Origin of the sequence: Stappia sp. TSB10P1A (assembly GCF_900185725.1) — a bacterium.
Classification (GTDB): domain Bacteria; phylum Pseudomonadota; class Alphaproteobacteria; order Rhizobiales; family Stappiaceae; genus Stappia.
In genome coordinates this window covers 211,932-231,785 of record NZ_FYAU01000026.1, presented here as the reverse complement: position 1 = coordinate 231,785, position 19,854 = coordinate 211,932, and the positions used below count along the sequence as shown (strand labels likewise).

General features: G+C 69.2%; 20 protein-coding genes. 11 read left to right on the top strand and 9 right to left on the bottom strand.

Going from position 1 to position 19,854, the window contains the following annotated elements; translation table 11 throughout:
- Positions 1 to 82 precede the first annotated feature (82 nt).
- From TSB10P1A_RS12485 to TSB10P1A_RS12440, 10 genes are all read left to right on the top strand, one after another.
- Complete coding sequence (locus tag TSB10P1A_RS12485; protein ID WP_186388250.1) at positions 83 to 1,120, top strand: helix-turn-helix domain-containing protein; 1,038 nt, start codon at positions 83 to 85, stop codon at positions 1,118 to 1,120.
- 171 nt (positions 1,121 to 1,291) lie between these two features.
- A complete protein-coding gene (locus TSB10P1A_RS12480) occupies positions 1,292 to 1,486 on the top strand; it encodes a hypothetical protein (RefSeq protein ID WP_186388249.1) in 195 nt (64 codons plus the stop codon).
- 33 nt (positions 1,487 to 1,519) lie between these two features.
- Positions 1,520 to 1,921 carry an NHLP leader peptide family RiPP precursor gene (locus TSB10P1A_RS12475; RefSeq protein ID WP_186388248.1) on the top strand — a complete coding sequence of 134 codons (402 nt, stop codon included), beginning with the start codon at positions 1,520 to 1,522 and terminating at the stop codon, positions 1,919 to 1,921.
- A gap of 10 nt (positions 1,922 to 1,931) precedes the next feature.
- Positions 1,932 to 2,327 (top strand): NHLP leader peptide family RiPP precursor, encoded by a 396-nt coding sequence (locus TSB10P1A_RS12470; RefSeq protein ID WP_186388247.1) that lies wholly within the window; start codon positions 1,932 to 1,934, stop codon positions 2,325 to 2,327.
- A gap of 17 nt (positions 2,328 to 2,344) precedes the next feature.
- Positions 2,345 to 2,755: an NHLP leader peptide family RiPP precursor gene (locus tag TSB10P1A_RS12465; RefSeq protein ID WP_186388246.1), complete on the top strand. Its 411-nt coding sequence runs from the start codon at positions 2,345 to 2,347 to the stop codon at positions 2,753 to 2,755.
- A gap of 28 nt (positions 2,756 to 2,783) precedes the next feature.
- On the top strand, positions 2,784 to 2,981 hold the full coding sequence (locus TSB10P1A_RS12460) for a bacteriocin (protein ID WP_186388245.1): 198 nt from the start codon (positions 2,784 to 2,786) through the stop codon (positions 2,979 to 2,981).
- 135 nt (positions 2,982 to 3,116) lie between these two features.
- Positions 3,117 to 4,436 (top strand): biotin/lipoyl-binding protein, encoded by a 1,320-nt coding sequence (locus tag TSB10P1A_RS12455; RefSeq protein WP_186388244.1) that lies wholly within the window; start codon positions 3,117 to 3,119, stop codon positions 4,434 to 4,436.
- Between the two features lie 3 nt (positions 4,437 to 4,439).
- Complete coding sequence (locus TSB10P1A_RS12450) at positions 4,440 to 6,554, top strand: cysteine peptidase family C39 domain-containing protein (RefSeq protein WP_186388243.1); 2,115 nt, start codon at positions 4,440 to 4,442, stop codon at positions 6,552 to 6,554.
- Positions 6,555 to 6,559: 5 nt separating this feature from the next.
- Positions 6,560 to 8,665: an ATP-binding cassette domain-containing protein gene (locus TSB10P1A_RS12445; protein WP_186388242.1), complete on the top strand. Its 2,106-nt coding sequence runs from the start codon at positions 6,560 to 6,562 to the stop codon at positions 8,663 to 8,665.
- A gap of 140 nt (positions 8,666 to 8,805) precedes the next feature.
- A complete protein-coding gene (locus TSB10P1A_RS12440) occupies positions 8,806 to 9,261 on the top strand; it encodes a YaiI/YqxD family protein (RefSeq protein ID WP_186388241.1) in 456 nt (151 codons plus the stop codon).
- Positions 9,262 to 9,264: 3 nt separating this feature from the next.
- On the opposite strand, the gene TSB10P1A_RS12435 is transcribed toward TSB10P1A_RS12440, so the two are convergent.
- The 9 genes from TSB10P1A_RS12435 to TSB10P1A_RS12395 all read right to left on the bottom strand — a co-directional run bounded on the left by TSB10P1A_RS12435 (position 9,265) and on the right by TSB10P1A_RS12395 (position 18,522).
- Positions 9,265 to 9,945 carry a Crp/Fnr family transcriptional regulator gene (locus TSB10P1A_RS12435; RefSeq protein ID WP_186388240.1) on the bottom strand — a complete coding sequence of 227 codons (681 nt, stop codon included), beginning with the start codon at positions 9,943 to 9,945 and terminating at the stop codon, positions 9,265 to 9,267.
- A gap of 88 nt (positions 9,946 to 10,033) precedes the next feature.
- Positions 10,034 to 10,255, bottom strand: coding sequence for a hypothetical protein (locus TSB10P1A_RS12430; RefSeq protein WP_186388239.1), 222 nt, complete (start codon positions 10,253 to 10,255; stop codon positions 10,034 to 10,036).
- 272 nt (positions 10,256 to 10,527) lie between these two features.
- Complete coding sequence (locus tag TSB10P1A_RS12425; protein ID WP_186388238.1) at positions 10,528 to 10,983, bottom strand: DsrE family protein; 456 nt, start codon at positions 10,981 to 10,983, stop codon at positions 10,528 to 10,530.
- A gap of 15 nt (positions 10,984 to 10,998) precedes the next feature.
- Positions 10,999 to 11,967, bottom strand: coding sequence for an SLAC1 anion channel family protein (locus TSB10P1A_RS12420; RefSeq protein ID WP_186388237.1), 969 nt, complete (start codon positions 11,965 to 11,967; stop codon positions 10,999 to 11,001).
- Positions 11,968 to 12,118: 151 nt separating this feature from the next.
- Positions 12,119 to 12,247 carry a cytochrome bd-I oxidase subunit CydX gene (gene cydX, locus TSB10P1A_RS12415; RefSeq protein WP_186388236.1) on the bottom strand — a complete coding sequence of 43 codons (129 nt, stop codon included), beginning with the start codon at positions 12,245 to 12,247 and terminating at the stop codon, positions 12,119 to 12,121.
- A gap of 14 nt (positions 12,248 to 12,261) precedes the next feature.
- Positions 12,262 to 13,425: a cytochrome d ubiquinol oxidase subunit II gene (gene cydB, locus TSB10P1A_RS12410; protein WP_186388235.1), complete on the bottom strand. Its 1,164-nt coding sequence runs from the start codon at positions 13,423 to 13,425 to the stop codon at positions 12,262 to 12,264.
- Positions 13,426 to 13,430: 5 nt separating this feature from the next.
- Positions 13,431 to 15,044 (bottom strand): cytochrome ubiquinol oxidase subunit I, encoded by a 1,614-nt coding sequence (locus TSB10P1A_RS12405; protein ID WP_186388234.1) that lies wholly within the window; start codon positions 15,042 to 15,044, stop codon positions 13,431 to 13,433.
- A 113-nt stretch (positions 15,045 to 15,157) separates the two neighbouring features.
- Positions 15,158 to 16,810 carry an amino acid ABC transporter ATP-binding/permease protein gene (locus TSB10P1A_RS12400; RefSeq protein WP_186388233.1) on the bottom strand — a complete coding sequence of 551 codons (1,653 nt, stop codon included), beginning with the start codon at positions 16,808 to 16,810 and terminating at the stop codon, positions 15,158 to 15,160.
- Positions 16,807 to 18,522 carry an ABC transporter ATP-binding protein/permease gene (locus TSB10P1A_RS12395; protein ID WP_186388232.1) on the bottom strand — a complete coding sequence of 572 codons (1,716 nt, stop codon included), beginning with the start codon at positions 18,520 to 18,522 and terminating at the stop codon, positions 16,807 to 16,809. Before TSB10P1A_RS12395 ends, TSB10P1A_RS12400 begins: the two co-directional genes overlap by 4 nt.
- A gap of 345 nt (positions 18,523 to 18,867) precedes the next feature.
- Here TSB10P1A_RS12395 and TSB10P1A_RS12390 point away from each other — a divergent pair, with 345 nt between their 5' ends.
- Positions 18,868 to 19,674 carry a transporter substrate-binding domain-containing protein gene (locus tag TSB10P1A_RS12390; RefSeq protein WP_186388231.1) on the top strand — a complete coding sequence of 269 codons (807 nt, stop codon included), beginning with the start codon at positions 18,868 to 18,870 and terminating at the stop codon, positions 19,672 to 19,674.
- Positions 19,675 to 19,854 lie beyond the last annotated feature (180 nt).

Genomic DNA, 19,854 nt, shown 5'->3' with positions numbered 1-19,854 from the left:
CGGGCCAAGCTGCGCAGGCGCTGGATGCGATCCGCGGGGCATCTACCGGTGTCGCTTTCGCGGGATGGGGGACGTCTTCGGCATGACGGGGGGAGGGATGGAGGAGGCACGGGACCGGGTTCCGCAGTCCGTTGTCGACACGCGCGGCATGGCGGGCGGGGCGGCGTTCGAGCTTTGGCGCGAGCAGTTGAACGCGATGGGCGAGGCGCGCTCCCTGCGGCCGGTGGCGAGTGGCTTCCACGTCCAGGTCGAGGCTTTCCAGATCGGGCCGCTGGTGCTCGGCCGCTCGATCCAGCCCGCCCAGACCTTCGACCGGTCCCGCTTCCGCATCGCCCGCGACGGACTGGATCAGCTCGTCCTGCGGTTCTTCGACCGGGGCAGCGTCTTCTGCCGCGACCGGGACGCCGATGCCGGGGTGCGGCCTGGCGATCTGTTCGTCACCGATCTGGCGGAGGTTCAGCGCACCGCCATCCCCGATATCGATAGCCTCACGCTTGTCGTGCCCCGCGCGGAGCTGGAGGCGCGCCTGGGCACGGTGGACGGGCTCGACATGACCGTGATCCGGCGCGACAACGCGCTTGTCGGCCTGTTCCAGGATCATCTTGCGGCGGTGATGCGCGCCGCACCCGGCATGACGGTCGCCGAGGCGGGGCTGCTCGTCGGCCCGACGCTCGACCTGGCCGTCGCGGCCATCAGGGGGGCGGTGCCGGAGGTGGGGCGGAGCAGCGTGCAGGCCGCGCTCGTCGATGCGATCTGCCGTCACATCCGCGCCCATGCTCGCGATCCTGGCCTGTCCCCGGCAGCGCTCGGCCGGCTGTTCGGCATCTCGGAGAGAAAGCTGTCCTATCTCTTCGCGGAGTTGGGCGGCGTTGCCTCCTATATCGGGCATCAGCGCCTGCTGCTCGCCCGCCGCGCCCTCACCGATCCCGCGCAGGCGGACAGGACGGTCGAGCGGATCGCCGAGGACCACGGCTTTGCCCATCGCAACAGTTTCGCCAGAGCCTTCGAGCGCGCCTTCGGCATGACGCCGGGGCAGTATCGCCAGGTCTCCAGGGCGCGGACGCTTGCGAGCGAGGGCAAGTCGGAAAGCTGGCACGCCTGGATCGGCCGATTTGCGTGAATTGTGGCGCCCGTTGCGTCATCTGTGCGCGGATCGTTGCAGTTCCTTGACGAATGGTCCGAAGTTTCTGTTTTGCCGCCGGAAGTTCACAATTCGGAAAGAGCCCCTGCGTCATCTTCTGTAGGCAGGACGGGAAATCGTCTCAAAAAACTGGATAGCAGGGGGTTGTAAATGACAAAAGACTTGGATCGCGAGTTGTTCGCCAGAGAAGCGGAAGAACTCGGCGAGGATGAACTGTCCTCCATTGTCGGCGGACTTGCGCCGGGAACCGCCGCTCCGGTGCGTCCGCGCGACCCCAATGCGAATCTTGTCGAGTATGCGATGGAGCATATCGAGCGCGCCCTGGCTGCTGCGCCGCCGCGATAATCGCGACCTTCCCTTCAGCCAAGGAACATGAAGATGACCGAACAGATCGAACAGAACGTCTATACGCAGGTGCTGGTCCGGGCCGCGACCGACGAGGCCTTTCGCGCCGCGCTGCTGTCGGATGCGACCGGCACGCTGAAGTCGCTGGGGGTTGAGATCCCCGAAGGGATCGAGATCAAGGCGGTGGAGGACACCGGCACGGTGTTTCATCTCATCGTCCCGCCGAAGATCTCGGAAGAGATGAGCGATGAGGAACTCGGCGCCGTCAATGGCGGGTGGTTCGGTCGCACTCTCGGGGCTGGCATCGGCGCTGCCTTCGGCGGGCTTCTGGCCACGGGTGTGATTGTAGGAACCGGGGGCAATGGGGCTCGTCAAGCGTCAGGGCTGGTCCGTGGCGGCGAGGCGACCGGGGCAAAAATCGGCGGCTCAATCTGAGAGGTGTGTGATGATCGAACAGAACGCCCATACGCAGGTGCTGGTCCGCGCTGCGACCGACGAGGCCTTTCGCGCCGCGCTGCTGTCGGACGCGACCGGCACGCTGAAGTCGCTGGGGGTTGAAATCCCCGAAGGGATCGAGATCAAGGCGGTGGAGGACACCCACGAGAGCCTCCATCTCGTCCTGCCGCCGCTGGTCAGCGAGGACATGTCGGACGACGAGCTTGCGGCGATCAATGGCGGCTTCCTGAAGCTCAAGCATCTGGCCGGTTTCGGCATCGGCGCCAGCGCCGTCATGATCGGAGGCGGCGCCTTGGCAATCATCGCGACGGGCGGGGCGGCCGCGCCCCTGGTCGGAGCGGCCATGATCGGCGGTGGCGTCGCCGGCGCGGTGATCGCGGATTGAACCAGGGAGCAGTAGCAATGACCGAACAGATCGAACAGAACGCTTACGCCCAATTCCTCGTCCGCGCTGCGACCGACGAGGCTTTCCGCGCCGCGCTGCTGGCGGATGCGAAGGGGGCACTGAAATCGCAAGGCGTCGAAATCCCCGAAGGGATCGAGATCACGGTGGTGGAGGATACGCCCGCGCAGCTTCACCTCGTTCTGCCGCCGAAACTGTCCGAGGAATTGTCCGCTGAAGAGCTTGAGGCGATCAATGGCGGCTTCTTCGACAAGATCAAGATGAAGCATGTAACGGCCTTCATGACGGGCTACGGCACCACCATGGTTGCGGGCCTCCCCGTGATTATCATGACGCAAGGCGCTGCCTTTCCTGCGGTCAAGGCAGGAGCGGTCACCGTTGGCGTTGGCGCCGCGATTGCTGCGGACTGACGGATTGGATTGAGCAGAAGAGGCCGAGATGCGTGAGCGGAACGACCATATCCCCCCGGACCATGAAGTTCTTTCCGACGAAGAACTTGAAACCATCAGTGGCGGTTACGATTGGCCGCAGGGAATGTCTCGTAACGAGCGTCAGCTCATCCGGGATCGCATGCGGGCAGGGCAGCAGGTCATCTGGAATGAAACGGAGTTTGGCGGCTACCCCACGCTTAAGTAGGGGCAAGCGAGGGGATGCGGAGCCCTGCATCGGGCGCAATGCCGCATCCCGCCGCGGGTTGAAGGTGTTGGCGGATTCGGTCGGGATCGGCCCGCCGGCAGGAAAAAAGGGGAAAGCGATGGGGGCACTTGCTCCATGAGCCTGCCAGCTCTGCCTCAGCCTTTCGACGAAACGCGCCAGCCCAGCCATTACCTGCCGCGCGGCTACTGGGCCGGAGCGCTGGGTGCGCTTCTGGTCGTCGGCGCCGCGCTTGCCTGGTCGGTGGTCGGCACCGTCTCGGTCAAGGTTCAGGGGATGGGACAGATCCTGGCGGCGGGAGAGGCGCTCTATACCATCGCGATCCCGGTCGCCGGCCGGCTGGAGCAGATCTCCGTCGTCCCCGGGCAGAAGGTCGAGGCGGGCATGGTCATCGCCCGGATGGACGTGCGCGAGATCGAGGCGGAAATCCGCTCCGGCGAGCTGGCACGCGATCAGGCGGCGCGGGCGCTGGAGCGTCTGGGCGAGGCCAGCGAGCGGGAGAGAACCCACCGGATCGCCGCCTTCGAGGAGCAGGTGGCGGCGCTGGAGGAGGAGCGGCGTGTGCTGGTGCAGCGCTCGCGGCAATTGCAGGAACTGCTCACCAACCGGGAGAAACTGTTCGAGCGCGGGGTGATCCGCCGCCTGGACGTGGAGGATACCCGCAACACCTACAATGACGCCGCCCTGGCCCTGGCGCGGGTCGGCACCAGTCTTGCCCAGTTGCGCGCCGAGCACGGAACCTTTCTCGATGCGCTGGCGGCGAAACTGCGTGCGGCCGAGGACGAACTGGCCGCGCGGGAAGCCCGTCTTGTCGTCCTGCTGGAGAGGCTGGATCACGACGAGGAGGTGCGCGCGCCCTATGCCGGGACGATTGCCGAGGTCTTCGCCGATCCTGGCGATATCCTCGGCGTCGGCCAGAAGCTCGCGGTGCTGGCGGCGTCGGGCGATCACAGCGTGGTGGCCGCGCAACAGGGGATCGTCGTTGCCGGCGGTGCCCGTTTCGGTCTGCACGAGGAACTGGACGACGGCAACGCGGATGGGGCGGAGCTCATCGCCTTCCTCGATCCGGCACAAGGCTTGCGCGTGCAGCCCGGCATGCGTGCCCATGTCATTCCCGCCTCGATCAAGAAGGAGGAATTCGGCGCGATCCGCGCCGAGGTGGTGGCGATCAATCCGCGTCCGGTCAGCTACGATCAGGTCTATGCGCTCATCCGCAACGCGGAGATGGCCCGCCACTACACCCAGGCCGGTCCGCCGATCGTCGCGCGGCTGAAGCTCGTCACCGCCGACACGCCCAACGGCTTCGCGTGGTGGGGCGGGACCGGTCCCCAGTTCCCTGTCGAACGCGGGACACTGTCCAACGTCGAAATCGACGTCTTCCACCAGGCCCCGATTACCCTGGTGCTGCCGCTGTTGAAGCGCTGGCTGGAGTCGTAGCCAATGGCCCGCGCGCGGACCCCCACCATCCTGCAGATGGAAGCGGCCGAGTGCGGCGCGGCCTCGCTTGCCATGATCCTCGGGCATTTCCGGCGCTTCGTCGGACTGGAGGACCTGCGCGCGCGCTGCGGCGTGGACCGCAACGGCGCCAACGCCGCCAACATCCTGAAGGCCGCCCGCTCCTACGGTCTTGCCGCGAAGGGGCTGCGGCGGCCCGTCGAGGCCGCGCTCGCCGGCCCGTTTCCGGCCATCGTCTTCTGGGACTACAACCATTTCCTCGTGCTCGAAGGGGCGCGGGGGAAGACGGTGTTCCTGAACGATCCGGCGCATGGTCCGCGCGAGATGACGCGCGAGGACTTCTCCCGCCATTACAGCGGCGTGATGCTCGTCTTCGAGACCGGAGAAGGCTTTGCCGCCGGGGGGCGTCCGCCCGCCTTCTGGCCCCGGGTCAGGGAGATGGCGCGCGGGCTCGGCGAGCCGGCCGTTCTGGTCGTTCTTTACGCGCTGGTGCTGGCGGTCGCCGGACTGGCCGTGCCGGGCATGATCAAGACCTTCATCGACGGCGTATTGGTGCAGCGGTCTCCCGGCTGGGCCGGGCCGATCGTTCTCGGGCTGGCGGTGGCCGTGCTGGTGCAGGCCGGGGTGAGCCTGCTCACCCAGTCCTTGAGCCTGCGCGTGCATATGGCGCTGTTGCGCGGGCGCACCCTCGGTTTCGTCGAACATCTCCTGCGCCTGCCGGTGGCCTTCTTCGCCAGCCGCCACACGGGCGATCTGGTGTCGAGAACCGGCTCGGTGGAAACGGCCGCGCGGCTGGTGTCGCGCGATCTGTCCGGCGTCGGGCTCGACGGGCTGGCGGCGGTGTTCCTGTTCGCCCTGATGCTGGCCTACAGCCCGCTGCTCACCGCCATTGCCCTGCTGATGGTCCTGGTGAATCTCGGCGTCCTGCACATGGTGCGGCGGCGGCGCACCGATCTCGCCCTGCGCCTGCAGACCGAGGCCGCCAAGCTGTTTTCCGCCACGGTGACGGGCGTTGCCACCATCGAGACCATAAAGGCCGGCGGCAACGAGACCGGCGCCTTCGCCAAATGGGCGGGCCACCATGCCCGTGCATTGGAGGCGGAGCAAAGGTCGGCCCTGTTCGAACAGGGTTTTGCCGTGTTGACGCCCCTGACCACGGCGATCGCCGCGGCCTGCGTGCTGTTGGCCGGCTCGGTCGAGGTGATGGCCGGCAGTCTCACCGTCGGCGGGCTGGTGGCGTTTCAGGCCTTGATGGGGGCGTTTTCCGCCCATGCCTCCCACCTGGTGGAAACGGGCAGCAGCCTGCAGGCGGCGCGGGCCGATTTCGCGCGGTTGGCGGATGTCGAGGCGGCGCGGCAGGATTGGCGCTACGCCACGCCGGCCGCGACCGGGGAGCGGGCGCGCGGCCGCCTTGACATCGACGGCGTCGCCTTTGCCTATGGCCCCCTCGATCCGCCCTTCATCGCCGATTTCTCCCTGTCGCTGGAGCCGGGACGGTCGGTGGCGCTGGTGGGCCATTCGGGCAGCGGCAAGAGCACCATCGGCTCGCTGGTCTGCGGGCTCTATCTGCCCAAGGCGGGCAGCATCCGCCTCGACGGCCGCCCGCTTGCCGAATGGCCGCGCGCCGATCTCTCCCATGCGCTGGCGCGGGTGGATCAGGACATCCGCCTGTTTTCCGGCACCTTGCGCGACAACATCACCCTGTGGGACGAGGAGATCCCGCTCGCCGACGTCCGGCGCGCCATGCAGGACGCCGGCCTCGGCGATTTCTCGCCCGACATGCCGCTCACCGAAGGCGGGCGCAATCTGTCCGGCGGCCAGCGTCAGCGCGTCGAAATCGCCCGCGCTCTGGTCCGGAACCCGGCGCTGCTGGTGCTCGACGAGGCGACCTCCGCGCTCGACGCCGTCAGCGAGGAACAGGTGATGGCGGCGGTCAGGGCGCGCGGCCTCACGTTGATTGTCGTGGCGCACCGGCTGTCCACCGTCCGCGACTGCGACGAGATCCTGGTGCTCGATCACGGGAGGATCGTGGAGCGGGGCAGCCATGCCGACCTGCTGGCGACGGGCGGGGCCTATGCCCGTCTGGTGAGGGAGATTTGACAGCCGTGGGGCTCGCTCTCGGAAAATTCCCGGAAGGATCCGGATCGCAGGAGGTCGAGGGTCCGGATCGGGCGGCAGCCGCGTCCGCTCCGTCCGGCCGGGCGCTCATCGAGGCGGTGTCGATCCTGGCCGAGCGCGAAGGGGTGGACCTGCCCGCCGACCGCACGGGCGACCTTGAGACCCTCGCCCGCCGCGCCGGACTGCTGCTGCGTCCGGTGACGCTGGGCGGCGAGTGGTGGCGTAGGTCCGGCCCGGATCTCCTCGGCCATGCCGCCGGGCGCCCCGTGGCGCTGGTTGCCGGCAGCGCGGGCTATGGCGTCGCGTCGTCGCCCTACAGTCCTCCGATCCCGCTCGACGCGGCCGGTGCGAGGGCCATCGCTCCGCAGGCGATCCAGCTCTATGCGCCGCTGCCGGCGCAGATCACCCGCTCCGCGCTGCTGTCCTTCACCTTGCGCGGCGTGGCGCGGGACGGGGCGACGCTCGCCCTGGCGGTCTTTCTGATGATGCTGGTGAGCCTGATCGCGCCGATCGCCATGGGAACCCTTGTCGGCACGGCGCTGCCGGACGGGCGCATGGGGATGGTCGGCGAGATGGTCTTCCTGCTCTGCGCCGGCGCGATCGGTGCGGCCGGTTTCCAGATCATGCGCTCGCTCACCCTGACGCGCATCCTCAACCGGGTCGACCTGCGGCTTCAGGCTGCCCTGTGGGGCCGTGTGCTCGACCTGCCGACGCGGTTCTTCCGCGATTATACCGTCGGCGATCTCGCCCAACGGGTCCTTGGCGTCGATCACGCCCGCCGGGCGCTGGGCGGGGCGGCGCTGGGCGGTTTGCTGGGAGCGGTTTCGGCCCTGGGCAGCCTCGTCCTGATGCTGACTTTCGACGCCCGACTGGCCCTTTACGGATTGATCTACGGGGTGAGCGCGACGGCGCTCCTTGCCCTGCTGGGCTGGCTCCGCGTGCGGCGCGAAAGCAAGGTCTTCGCCGAAGTCGGCGCCACCTCCGGCCTCCTGGTCGAACTGTTCGGCGCCATCGGCAAGCTGCGGATGAGCGGGGCGGAGGAGCGGGCGCTCGGGCGGTTTGCCGGCCTGTTCGAGAAACAGGTGCGCCGTCGCCTGGCGGCCGGGCGCATCGCCAATCTGGAGATGGTCTTCTCCACCCTGCTGTCGCCGGTGGGAATGCTCGGCATCTTCCTCCTGGTGGGGCGCGACGGCATCACGCTGGCGACGTTCGCCGCGTTCAACGTCGCCTTCGGGCAGTTCGTGGGCGGGCTTGCCAGCCTCAGCCAGACGATGAACGCCGCGCTGGTGGCCGCGCCGCTGCTCGCCCGCGCGCGGCCGGTCTTCACCCAGGCTCCCGAGACGCTGCATTCCAACGCCCCGCCGCCGGTGCTTTCGGGCCGTATCACCCTGAACGGCGTCGACTTCGCCTATGACGACAAGCGCAGCCTCACGCTCTCCAACATCGATCTCGACATCGCGCCGGGCGAGTTCGTGGCGATTGTCGGGGCGTCCGGGTCGGGCAAGTCCACGCTGATGCGCCTGATGCTGGGCTTCGAGACCCCGCGCGCGGGACAGGTTCTGTATGATGGCGAGGCCCTGTCGGGCATGGATCTGCGCCTGCTGCGCCGCCAGATCGGCGCGGTGATGCAGACGGTCGAACTGACGCCCGGCTCGCTCTACGAGAACATCGCCGCCTCCAGCATGGCCAGTCGTGACGAGGTGATGGCCGCCGCCCGCGCTGTCGGGCTGGCGCCGCTTGTCGAGCGGTTGCCGATGGGGCTGGAAACCGTGGTGACCGAAGGCGGCAGCACCTTCTCGGGCGGTCAGCGGCAGTTGATCCTGATTGCCCGCGCCCTGGTGCGCCGGCCGCGCATCGTGCTGTTCGACGAGGCCACCAGCGCGCTGGACAATGCCACCCAGGCCATCGTGTCCGATGCCATCGACAGGATCGAGGCGACCCGTATCGTCATCGCCCACCGGCTTTCGACGATCCGCCATGCCGACCGGATCATCGTCCTGGACGGGGGACGGATCGTCGAGGAAGGGCGCTTCGATACGCTGCTGGCCCGCGGCGGAACCTTCCACCATCTGGCGCAGAGGCAGATGCTGTAGCCGGACCCTGGAAAGGCGCGCCTTGCGGATTTCACTCCGGGCAGGAGCCGTCTATAAGACGCCGCGCGAGGGGGCGTGCTGGAGCGACGAGGGAGGCCCCGGCGTTACGCGCCGCGTTGCCACCATGGAGATTGCAGGACGTGACCACCTTCTATGTCGATGCCGATGCCTGTCCGGTGAAGTCGGAGGTGGAGCGGGTTGCGACCCGGCTCGGCATTGCGGTGGTGCTGGTCTGCAACGGCGGCATCCGGCCTCCCGCCAACCCGCTCGTCTCGCTGAGGATCGTCGCCGAGGGGCCGGACATGGCCGACAAGTGGATCGCCGAAGAGTGCGGTCCCGGCGACATCGTGGTCACCTCGGACCTGCCGCTTGCCGACCGCTGCCTGAAGGCGGGCGCGCATGTGGTGCAGCATGACGGGCAGATCCTCGACGCCGCGAATATCGGCGGTCGGCTCGCGACCCGCGATCTGATGCAGGACATCCGCGCGGCGGACCCGTTTCACCAGGGCGGCGGCCGGGCGTTTTCAAAGGCCGACCGGTCGCGCTTCCTGCAGTCGCTGGACCGGCTGGCGCGGCTGGCGCTGAAACACGGATAGCGGTCAGCGGTCGCCGCCGGCGCGGGCCAGCACCGCCAGCCCGTCATTGGCGAGCAGGCGCACCTCGCCGCGCGACTGGGCGATCCAGCCGCGGCGCTGGAACTCCGACAAGGTCCGCGAGACGACCTCCCTGGCCGTGCCCAGTTCGGTGCCCAGCACCTGATGGGTGGCGCGGACCACGCCGTCGGTATCGGCCAGTTCCAGCAGCCGGGCGGCGAGCCGCACGTCCATGCGCTGGAACACGATGTGGTCGATCAGGGTGAACAGGTCGATGATGCGGCGCGAATAGGCCTTGAACACGAAATCCCGGAACAGCGGCGAGCGGCCGACGAGACCGTCGAAGATCGCCCGCGGGATGGCAACGGCGCGCAGATCCGTTTCGGCGATGCCGTCGGCGGAATAGTCCTCGAAGGCCAGCATGCAGGCGGTGGTCAGCACGCAGCTTTCGCCGGCGTGCACCCGGTAGAGGAAGACTTCGCGGCCGGTTTCCGACCGCTGCTGCACGCGCACCGTTCCCTCCAGCAGCAGCAGCAGACTGTCCGCTGTCTGGCCGGGGCCGAAGACCTGCGTCCCGGCGGGAATCTCGACCACCTGGCTGCCGTTCACCAGGTCGTCGCGCAAGGGTTGCGGCAGTCCGCTCAGGGCCTCGAACTGCTCGATCCAGGCTCCCGCCGTTTCGCTCATCTCGTCACTCCCGTCAGTGCGCGCATTTGACTGTCCGCATCGGCCCGAAAACCGCGTCCGGTTCCCGGGCCGATGCCGTAGGCACTGTTTACAGGCTGCGCGTCGAGAAATACCAGTCCTTCGTCTCGTAGCCCTCGCTCATCCGGGCTTCGGCGGCCTGGACCGTCTGCGGCGTCGGAACGATCGCCGCGTCGCCGGGCTTCCAGTTCTCGGGGGTTGCCACCTGATGTGCGATCGAGGTCTGCAGCGCCTCGACCAGCCGGTGGATCTCGTCGACCGAGCGGCCGTTGTTCATCGGGTAGTAGATCATGGCGCGCAGGACGCCGCCCTGCCCGATGCCTGTCCACGCCGCGTCGCCCTGGTCTGGCGCAAGAGCTCGTCCAAGGGCGCGCTCTACAGCCGGATCGGTGCGTGCCTGCGCCAGGCGCGCGCGCGTGTCGGCGAGGCGCCCGGAGCGGGCCGGGAGGGTGGGCGCGAAGCGGTGGAGACCGCCGCGCCGGGATAGCCGGCGCGGCGGCGCACCGAGGACGGCAGCGGGGAGCCGGGCGCTGAACCCCCTCCCGCCGTCTTCGACCCCTGCGGTCAGAAATCGAGGATGCGGGTGGCCGGATCCAGGATCCGCGCCGCCATCTCCTCCGGCTTGGCGACGCCGACGCCGTCGAGCAGTGCCGCCGGCTCCAGCCCCTTGCCGGGCAGGTAGATGGCGCAGACCTCGACGGTCGCGCCGGCCTTCTCGCGGATCGTCTGCATCAGCCCTTGCGGGCTCATGCCGCGCGGCGGCTGGCCGGCGGTGGCGCTGTCCGGCGCTTCCTTCAAGGCGATGTCAGCGGCCGGGCCGCACAGCATGATGTGGACGGAGGCGCCCTGCTGCGCGGCCTGCATGGTCAGCACCATAGCCATCAACTGGGTCTGCGGTTCGGCCGCGGTGACGATCGTCACCAGCTTCTGCCGGTCTTCTGCGACAGCCTGGCCGGCACCGATCACGGTGCCGAACGCGGTTGCGGCCAGCAGGGTGGCGGCGATGATCTTTGCTTTCATGGGATCTCTCCTCGTTCACTCGGGTTGACAGATCTGGTGGGCGATGGCCGCCCGCGCGGTGCGAACCGCGAGGGCGAGAATGGTGAGGACCAGCAGGGCGAGCAGCACCAGGCCGAGCCCCCGATGCAGGTCCGATCCCGTCAGCGCGGCGAAGCGGAAGCTGGCGGTGGTGATCGCGGCCAGCGGGAAGGACAGCGCCCAGAAGGACAGGACGAAGGGCAGCCGCAGCAAGGCTGGAACCTGGATGGCGACCAGCGCGGTGAAGAAGAAGCCGGCATTGATGAGGATGCGCGCGGCGGCGTCGATGGTGCCGCCGTTGAACTGGATCCAGGCGAGGAAGGCGACGGCCGGCGGCGCGATCAGGATGACCAGGGTCGGGCGCAGCCGCTCGGGCAGGGGATCGTGGAAGACCAGCCGGTTGACGACGAGCGTCAGCAGCACGATCCAGAACAGGATGCCGACGGAGAAGAAGTACCAGCTCAGTTCGGCATGGCCGAGGGGCACGCCGGCCAGCGGGGCGACGACATTGCCGACGGCCGGGATGAACCAGGCCGGCGACAGGTGCCCCGGCCCGAAGGCGCGGTGGCCGATCCAGACCGAGATGACGACCAGCGTCAAGACGCCCTGCACCGCCGCTCCGGCGATCCAGATCAGGTTCGCCGCCGCCGGCGCCGCCTCGCGCAGGAAGGTGGCCAGCAGCAGCAGCGAGATACTGGTCGCCGGGAAGAAGGCGAGGCGGACGGGGTGCGACCATTCCGCCCGGATCGCCGCGGGATGCCGCAGCACCTTGAGCCCGAGCACCAGGAACAGGACGGCAAGCACGGCGATGCCGGTCCAGCCGGTCGCTCGCGAGGCGCGCTCGAAGCCGCCCGCGTGCAGCGCCAGGGCGAGGCCGAAGACGCCCATGCTGACGCCGAAGAAGCTGATCGGAAAGTGCTCCAGCCGCGACCGGGGTTCGGCCGCGTGTGCCTCGATGGTGGTCATGTATCGGTTCTTTCGGTAGTGTCCGCCGAAGCGGAAGGCCGCAGACGGGGGCCGGAAACGGGCCCTGAAACGGGACCTGAAACGGGCCCTGAAACGGGAAAGAACGGGAGGCGACCGGTCGGCCTCCCGTCCTTGCGGCAGCGGTGTTCGGTCAGCGCGGCCAGCGGTCGTCGCGCTCCTCGGCGAGGGCGCGGTCACGCTGCATTTCCAGCCACATGGCGTTCATGACCGCGAAGATCGCGGCGAGCGGCAGGCCGAGCAGCCAGGCGAAGTACCACATTGCGAACCCCTTCCTCAGTAGACGTTTTCGGAGTTTTCGCTGACCTCGGCCTCTGTGACCTTGCCCCACAGCACCTTGTAGACCCAGGCGGTGTAGGCGAGGATCAGCGGCATGAAGATCACCGTCGTCACCAGCATCACGAACAGCGTCTGATGCGAGGACGAGCTGTCCCACACGGTGAGCGAGCTGCGCGGGTCGAGCGACGACGGCAGGATGAAGGGAAACATCGTCAGGCCGACCGAGGAGATCGCGCCGAAGATGCCGAGCTTCGACCACAGCAGGGTCGAGACCTCGCGGCCGCTCAGCAGGCCCCTGACCGCCAGGCCGGTGCCGAGGAAGGCAAGGACCGGCGCGATGGCGATCCACGGCCGCTCGCCATAGGCCGAAAGCCAGCTTGCGGTGCGCTCGACCTCGGAATAGAGCGGGTTGGACGGGCCGTCGGTGACGACCTCGCCGACCAGCGCATAGCCCTCGATCCCGAAGGCCAGCCACAGGCCGGCCAGGGCATAGCCGCCCATGGTGAGAAGCCCGGTGACGGCGCCGATCTGCCGCGCCCGCTCGGCGACCGCCCCTTCCGCCTTCAGCGACAGCCAGGCCGCGCCATGGGTGACCAGCATCGTCAGGGAGACGATCCCGGCAAGCAGGGCGAAGGGGTTCAGCAGGCCGATGAACTTGGCGTAATAGGCGCCCTCGTAGCGGGCGAACAGGTTGGGCGTCAGTTCGAAGGGCACGCCCTGCAGCACGTTGCCGACCGCCACGCCGAAGATCAGCGCCGGCACCGCGCCGCCGACGAAGAGCGCCCAGTCCCAGCCGTTGCGCCAGGCCGGCGACGACCGCTTGGAGCGGTACTTGAAGCCGACGGGCCGCAGGATCAGCGCCGCCAGGACCACGAACATGGCGAGGTAGAAGCCGGAGAAACTGACCGCGTAGAGCGGTGGCCAGGCGGCGAAGATCGCGCCGCCGCCGAGGATGAACCACACCTGGTTGCCTTCCCAGACCGGGCCGACCGTGTTGATCGCCACCCGCCGCTCGGTGTCGGTGCGGGCGACGAAGGGCAGCAGGGCGCCGACCCCCATGTCGAAGCCGTCGGTCATGGCGAAGCCGATCAGCAGCACGCCCAGCAGCAGCCACCAGACCACGCGCAGCAGTTCGTAACTCATGAGTTCGTAGAGGATCATGATCTTTACTCCGCGGGTGCGGCGGCCGGCAGGGGCGCGCCGCCACGATCGAGAAGGCGGCGCCGGTGCTGCGCTTCCCAGGCGTCGGTGACATCGACATCCTGCGTCGGGCCCTTGCGGATGTATTTCAGCATCAGCCCCATCTCGATGACGAAGAGCACCGTGTAGAACAGCACGAAGCCGGCCAGCGTCAGCAGGACGTCCTGCACCGACAGGTGGCTGACCGAGAGCGCCGTCGGCAGCACGCCGTCGACGGTCCAGGGCTGGCGCCCGTATTCGGCGACGAACCAGCCGAGTTCGGCGGCGATCCAGGGCGTGGGAATGATCGCGACCGCCGCGCGCAGGGCCCAGCGGGGATAGGCATGGGCGCGGAAGCTGGCATACCAGAAGAAGTAGACCATCACCGCGATGAAGCCGAAGCCGAGGCCGACCATGATCCGGAACGCCCAGAACAGCGGCCAGACGGTGGGAACCGTGTCCTGCGCCGCCTTGGCGATCAACTCGTCGGAGGCGCCGCGCGGGTCCTCGACATAGCGCAGCAGCAGGAAGGCATAGCCCAAGTTGCCGCCATGCTCCTCGAAGGTCTCGCGGATCTCCGCCGGCGTGTCGTTCCGCTGTTCGCGGATGGTCATCAGCGCGTCATAGGCGATGATGCCGGAGCGGATGCGCCGGTCCGATTCCGCGACCAGGTCCTCGATGCCGGGGATCTCGCGGGTCAGCGAGCGGGTGCCGATCAGGCCCATCACCCAGGGGATCTCGACGGCGTAGCGGGTCTCGCGCGCCTCCTGGTCGGGAATGCCGACAAGGGTGAACGAGGCCGGTGCCTCATGGGTCTGCCACATGCCTTCCATGGCGGCGAGCTTCATGCGCTGCGTATGGGTGGCGGAGTAGCCGGACTCGTCGCCGAGCACGACGACGGACAGGGCCGAGGCCAGCCCGAAGGAGGCGGCGACGGCGATCGACCGGCGGGCGAGTTCGACGTGGCGGTCTTTCAGCAGATACCAGGCCGAGACGCCGAGGACGAAGACCGAGGCGGTCACGTAGCCGGCCGAGACGGTATGCACGAACTTGGCCTGCGCCACCTCGTTGAACATGACCTCGAAGAAGGAGGTCATCTCCATGCGCATGGTCTCGGGGTTGAACACGGCGCCGACCGGGTTCTGCATCCAGCCGTTGGCGATGAGGATCCACAGGGCCGAGAAGTTCGAGCCGATCGCCACCAGCCAGGTCACCGTCAGGTGGCCGACCTTGGAGAGCTTGTCCCAGCCGAAGAAGAACAGGCCGACGAAGGTTGCCTCCAGGAAGAAGGCCATCAGGCCCTCGATGGCCAGCGGTGCGCCGAAAATGTCGCCGACATAGTGGCTGTAATAGGACCAGTTCATCCCGAACTGGAATTCCATGGTGATGCCGGTGGCGACGCCGAGGACGAAATTGATCCCGAACAGCGTTCCCCAGAATTTGGTCATCTGCCGCCAGATCGGGCGGCCGGTCATGACATAGACCGTCTCCATGATCGCGACGATGACCGACAGGCCCAGCGTCAGCGGCACGAAGAGAAAGTGGTACATGGCTGTCATCGCGAATTGCAGGCGCGACAGCTCGACGACATCGAGTTCCATCGGACTCTCCCGAACGTCCGGCCGCGATCGCCAGCGCGTAAGCGATCGGTGCCGGGGTGTTGAGGTTCGGGGATCTGGTTAGCGCGCCGGCCGCCGCCGCGACGGTGACATGGTCACCGGGCGAGGCGCAGCCGCTGTCCGAACACCGGGTGTTCGCCGCCGCGATGCAGGGCCGCCAGCAGCGCGGTCTCGGGCAGCGCCCGGCGCAGGCCGGCGAGCACCCTCTCGGCCGTCGCCTCGTCGAGGCCCTCGGTCGGCTCGTCGAGCAGCAGCAGCCCTGGACGCCGGAGAATGGCGCGGGCGAGCGACAGCCGCCGCGCCTGTCCGCCCGACAGGCCGGCGCCGCGCTCGCCGAGCCGGACGCCAAGGCCGCCGCGCTCGTCGATCGCGGCGGCGAGATCCATCGCCTCCAGCGCCGCCCATATCTGCGTGTCCGTTGCCGGCCCGGCGAGCGTCAGATTGTCGCGCACGCTGCCGGCGATCAGGGCGCTGCGCTGCGGCACCATCGTGACGATGTCGCGGAACAGATCCTCCGGCCAGTCCAGTGGCGGCCGGCCGAGCACCCGGATCTCGTCGGCGGGCGCGTCGGTCATGCCGGCGATCCGCAGCAGCAGCGTGGTCTTTCCGGCGCCGCTCGGCCCTTCCAGCGCCGCTGCCTCGCCGGCATGGAGCATCAGCGAGAGCGGGCCGCGGCGCCAGTCCAGCAGCGGCGCGCCGGCCGCCGGGACGGGGGGCGCCGGATCACGGTCCTGATCCCGGTCCTGATCCCGATCCGGGGCGGGGCCGCGCGCGCGCGGGCCGGGGTCGTCCTGCAGGATCCGCTCGGCGGCGCCGAGCATGCGTCCCAGCTCCGCGAAGCCGCGCCGCAACGGCAGGACGGTTTCCGCCAGCGCCAGGGCGACGAACAGTCCGATGGCGGCGGCGGCGGCGTCGACATCGCCGCGCTGCACCAGCCAGCCGCCGGCCAGCAGCGCCAGCGCGGCGACGAGGGCGACGACCAGCGACAGCAGGGCGCCGGCCTCCCGCTCGCTGCGGTCGAGCTCCCGCGCCGCCGCCCGCGCCTGCCGCTCCACGTCGAGGAGCGCCGTCTCGCGCGCCCCGAGCGTTCCCGTCAGGATCAGCGCCTCGCGGTCGCGCAGCATGTCGATCAGCCCGCGGCGCAGCGTCTGGGCGCGGTCTTCCGCCGCGGCCGAGGGGGCGATGCCGCGCCGGGCCAGGCGCCGCAGCACCAGCGCGGCGAGCGGCAGGTAGCCGAGCAGGACCAGCCAGGCGACCAGCCAGTCGACCAGCAGGCCGAGCGCCAGGAAGACCACCGCATGGGTCGCCAGCCCGGCCAGCACCGGCAGCAGCAGGCGCAGCACGATGCCGTCGAGCGCGTCCACATCCGCGACGATCCGCGTCAGGTTCGCCTCGCCACGCAGCCGCGCCAGGGCGCGGGCATCGAGCCCGGCCTGCCGCGTGAGCAGGTCGACGCGCAGCGCCGCGAGCGCGCGCAAGGTGGCGTCGTGGGTCAGTACCCGTTCGCCGTAGCGTGCGGCGGTGCGGCCGAGGGCCAGCAGACGGACGCCGGCCGAGGGGCGGAACACGTCGAAGGCGATGCCGATGCCGGCAAGGCCGGCGAGGCCCGTCGCGGTGATGAACCAGCCGGACAGGCCGAGCAGGGCGGCGCCCATCAGCAGCACCACAAGGGTCAGCGCGGCGCCGCGCGCCATCGCCCGGGGCGAGGCCGACACCAGCAGGCGCGCCACGCGCAGCAGCGGCGTCATGGGGTGATCTCCACGGTGCGGTCGGCCACCGCGATCAGCGCCGGGTCGTGCGTCGCGACGATCACCGTGCGTCCGCCCGCCTTGAGCTGTCGCAGCGCCGCGATGATCATCGCCGCCGTCTCGCCGTCCAGGTCGGCGGTCGGCTCGTCGGCGAGCAGGAGGTCGCCGCCGGTGAGGATGGCACGGGCGAGCATCAGCCGGCGCGCCTCGCCGCCGGAGACGCCGCCGCCGGTCTCGCCGAGCCGGGTCCGCAAGCCCGCCGGCAGGTGTTCGACCACCTGCCGGGCGCGAGCGAGGTCGAGCGCGTGCCAGGGGTCGGCGCCCTCGCCGAGCGGATCGAGATAGTCGGCGAGCATCTGGTCGGGAAAATGCGGCGCCTGCGCCATATAGGCGAGGCGGGCGCGCCAGGCATCGGCGGTCGAGGGGCCGAGCGGCCGGCCGCAGACGGTGATGCGCCCGGCGGCGAGCGGCACCAGTCCGGCGATGGCGGCGAGCGTCGTCGACTTGCCGGCGCCGCTCGGCCCGCTCAAGGCGATCAGCGCGCTGCCGGCGACGGCGAAGGCGGGCAGCGGCAGGGCGCGGGCGGGCAGGGCGGCGACCGCGCCGGAGAGTTCGAGCGACATCGGGCCGGCAAGCGGTGCGGCGGGCTCGCCCTGGCCGACCACGGTGACGCGTTCGGCGCGGTCGAACGCTTCCAGCTCGGCGACCACGGCCTGGCCGGCGGCGCGGTCGTGCCAGGCGGCGGCCAGGTCCCGCAGCGGCTGGAAGAACTCCGGGGCGATCAGCAGCAGGAACACGCCCTCGCCCAGGGTTAGCGGCGCGCCCCAGGTGCCGAAGCCGATCTCGCCGAGCAGGCTGAAGCCGACGAAGACCGCGACCATGGCGACGCCGATCGCCGAGAACAGTTCCATCACGGTGGAGGACAGGAAGGCGATGCGCAGCACCGCCATCGTCCGCTCGCGCAGGGCCTCGGCTCTGGCCGAAAAATCCTGCGCCGCGCGGTCGGCGGCGCCGAGCAGGCGGATGTCGAGCAGGGCCGACAGCCGGTCCATCAGCATGTCGTTCATGGTGCCGATCTCGGCCAGTTGCCGGCGGGAGGCGGCTTCGGCGGCCATGCCGACCAGCGCCATGAACACGGGGATCAGCGGCCCGGCGACCAGCAGCACCAGACCGATCGCCCAGGAGATCGAGACGGTCAGCAGCAGCAGCAGCGCCGGCAGCACCGCGACCCGCGTCATCGCCACATGGTAGCGCGTGATCCAGGGCTGCAGCAGCGGTAGCTTCTGCAAGGCCAGCGCCGCGACGGCGGCGGAGCCTTCGGGCGCGCGGGCGCGGGCCTCGCGCAGCAGCAGCGCCTGGCGCTCGCGGGCGATGGTCCGGTCGGCGGCCTCGAACAGCAGGCGGCCGCTCCGGTGCTCGAGCCCGGCGCGGACCAGACCGCCGATGCCGATGGCGAGCGCGGCCGCGAGGCTGCGGGCAAGCACATCCGTGCCGGTCGCCCAGCCGGCGATCGCCCAGGCGATGGCGGCGGCCTGCAGCGGCCAGATCATGCCGGCGAGCACGGCCAGCAGTCCGGCCCGGCGCAGCTCCGCCCGCACCGGGGCGATGATCCGTGCCCGCGCGTCCCGTTCCGACGCGCGCCCTTCCGACGCGTCCCGTTCCGACGCGCCCCGTTCCGGTGGGGCGGCGGTCGGCCGTTCAGGGCTGTCCATGGTCCCGTGCTCTCCCGAGCCTCCCTGACAGGCCGGCATCCTGCGATGGAATGGGTTTGATCTCACAGTCGCAATCCCGGGCCGCTCGGCACGACGTCCGGCCGGGATGCCATGCACCGCCCCGCGGGAACGGTGACAATGTCACCGTGGCGTCCAGCGCGGGCGCGGATCCCCCGTGCCGATGCCGATCCGGCCCCTTGACCACGGCAACTGTTATGTTATCACGTCTATGTAAATGTTACCCTGTAACGCGCCGGGCGTCATCGGCAGGGGCGGGCGGCTTGGCCCACCGTCCTGTGCGGTTCCGCCTGCCGTGCCCACCCGCAATCCGTCAAGGGAGCCGCCATGCGCAGAGCGATCCTGCTTGCCCTCTCCATCGTTCTGTCCGTCGCGGCGTCCGCGGCCGCTGCGCAGGACGACCTTCTCGCCCGTGTCGAAGCGGCGGGGACCCTACGGGTGGCCAACACGCAGGGGCATGCGCCCTGGGACTTTCTCGACGACGACAACCGCTTGACCGGGCTCGGGATCGACCTGGCGAACGAGTTGGCGGCGCGGATGGGCATCGGCAAGGTCGAGTTCGTGCCGGCCCGGTTTCCCGACCTCATTCCCGGCATCCAGGCGAACAGGTTCGACCTGGTCATCGCCGGCCACACGATCACCGAGGAGCGCTCGAAGATCGTCGACTTCTCGCTGCCCTACATGGCGATCGGGACCAGCGTCTTCGTGCGTACGGGCGACGAGCGGATCCGGACGCTGGACGATCTCGACGGCAAGTCCGTCGGCACGCTCGCGGGCTCGATCACCGAGGGGTATCTGGCGGCCGAGCACGGCGACAAGAAGCTCGATGTGCGCGCCTATGAGAACGCCACTCTGGCGCTGTCCGACCTTGCGGTGGGCCGGGTCGACGCGGTGATCTATTCCGACGATGCGGGCGCCTATATCGCCAGGATCAACGCCCTGCCGGTGGTCCGGGCGGTGCAGGTCAACCGGGAAATCAACGCGATGGTGTTCCGGAAGGGCGAGGACCGCTTCGGGCAGGCGCTGAACGCGGCCTTCCGGTCGATCATCGACGACGGCACCTATAGCAGCCTGTCCGCCAAATGGCTCGGCAGCGTCGACATGGCGGCTGAGCTGAAAAAGGCCGCCGACTAGGTGTGGTGAATTTGAAATACGCCTCATTTTTGCAGCGTGCCGGTGAGCGTATTTCAAATTCGAAAACCACACTAGAAACATAGACTTGCTAGTCACCCTTTTGAATCTGAAGTTCGTTCAGAGCATGCCGAGACCTGTGACGAACTTCAGATTCGGGTGACTAGGTCGTGGGGCACTGCG

What these genes read in the sequence shown, in the direction of transcription:
- TSB10P1A_RS12485 (WP_186388250.1), top strand. Translation starts at nt 83, where the DNA reads ATGACGGGGGGAGGGATGGAGGAGGCACGGGACCGGGTTCCGCAGTCC.
- TSB10P1A_RS12480 (WP_186388249.1), top strand. Translation starts at nt 1,292, where the DNA reads ATGACAAAAGACTTGGATCGCGAGTTGTTCGCCAGAGAAGCGGAAGAA.
- TSB10P1A_RS12475 (WP_186388248.1), top strand. Translation starts at nt 1,520, where the DNA reads ATGACCGAACAGATCGAACAGAACGTCTATACGCAGGTGCTGGTCCGG.
- TSB10P1A_RS12470 (WP_186388247.1), top strand. Translation starts at nt 1,932, where the DNA reads ATGATCGAACAGAACGCCCATACGCAGGTGCTGGTCCGCGCTGCGACC.
- TSB10P1A_RS12465 (WP_186388246.1), top strand. Translation starts at nt 2,345, where the DNA reads ATGACCGAACAGATCGAACAGAACGCTTACGCCCAATTCCTCGTCCGC.
- TSB10P1A_RS12460 (WP_186388245.1), top strand. Translation starts at nt 2,784, where the DNA reads ATGCGTGAGCGGAACGACCATATCCCCCCGGACCATGAAGTTCTTTCC.
- TSB10P1A_RS12455 (WP_186388244.1), top strand. Translation starts at nt 3,117, where the DNA reads ATGAGCCTGCCAGCTCTGCCTCAGCCTTTCGACGAAACGCGCCAGCCC.
- TSB10P1A_RS12450 (WP_186388243.1), top strand. Translation starts at nt 4,440, where the DNA reads ATGGCCCGCGCGCGGACCCCCACCATCCTGCAGATGGAAGCGGCCGAG.
- TSB10P1A_RS12435 (WP_186388240.1), bottom strand. Translation starts at nt 9,945, where the DNA reads ATGAGCGAAACGGCGGGAGCCTGGATCGAGCAGTTCGAGGCCCTGAGC.
- TSB10P1A_RS12430 (WP_186388239.1), bottom strand. Translation starts at nt 10,255, where the DNA reads ATGATCTACTACCCGATGAACAACGGCCGCTCGGTCGACGAGATCCAC.
- TSB10P1A_RS12425 (WP_186388238.1), bottom strand. Translation starts at nt 10,983, where the DNA reads ATGAAAGCAAAGATCATCGCCGCCACCCTGCTGGCCGCAACCGCGTTC.
- TSB10P1A_RS12420 (WP_186388237.1), bottom strand. Translation starts at nt 11,967, where the DNA reads ATGACCACCATCGAGGCACACGCGGCCGAACCCCGGTCGCGGCTGGAG.
- cydX (WP_186388236.1), bottom strand. Translation starts at nt 12,247, where the DNA reads ATGTGGTACTTCGCCTGGCTGCTCGGCCTGCCGCTCGCCGCGATCTTC.
- cydB (WP_186388235.1), bottom strand. Translation starts at nt 13,425, where the DNA reads ATGATCCTCTACGAACTCATGAGTTACGAACTGCTGCGCGTGGTCTGG.
- TSB10P1A_RS12405 (WP_186388234.1), bottom strand. Translation starts at nt 15,044, where the DNA reads ATGGAACTCGATGTCGTCGAGCTGTCGCGCCTGCAATTCGCGATGACA.
- TSB10P1A_RS12400 (WP_186388233.1), bottom strand. Translation starts at nt 16,810, where the DNA reads ATGACGCCGCTGCTGCGCGTGGCGCGCCTGCTGGTGTCGGCCTCGCCC.
- TSB10P1A_RS12395 (WP_186388232.1), bottom strand. Translation starts at nt 18,522, where the DNA reads ATGGACAGCCCTGAACGGCCGACCGCCGCCCCACCGGAACGGGGCGCG.
- TSB10P1A_RS12390 (WP_186388231.1), top strand. Translation starts at nt 18,868, where the DNA reads ATGCGCAGAGCGATCCTGCTTGCCCTCTCCATCGTTCTGTCCGTCGCG.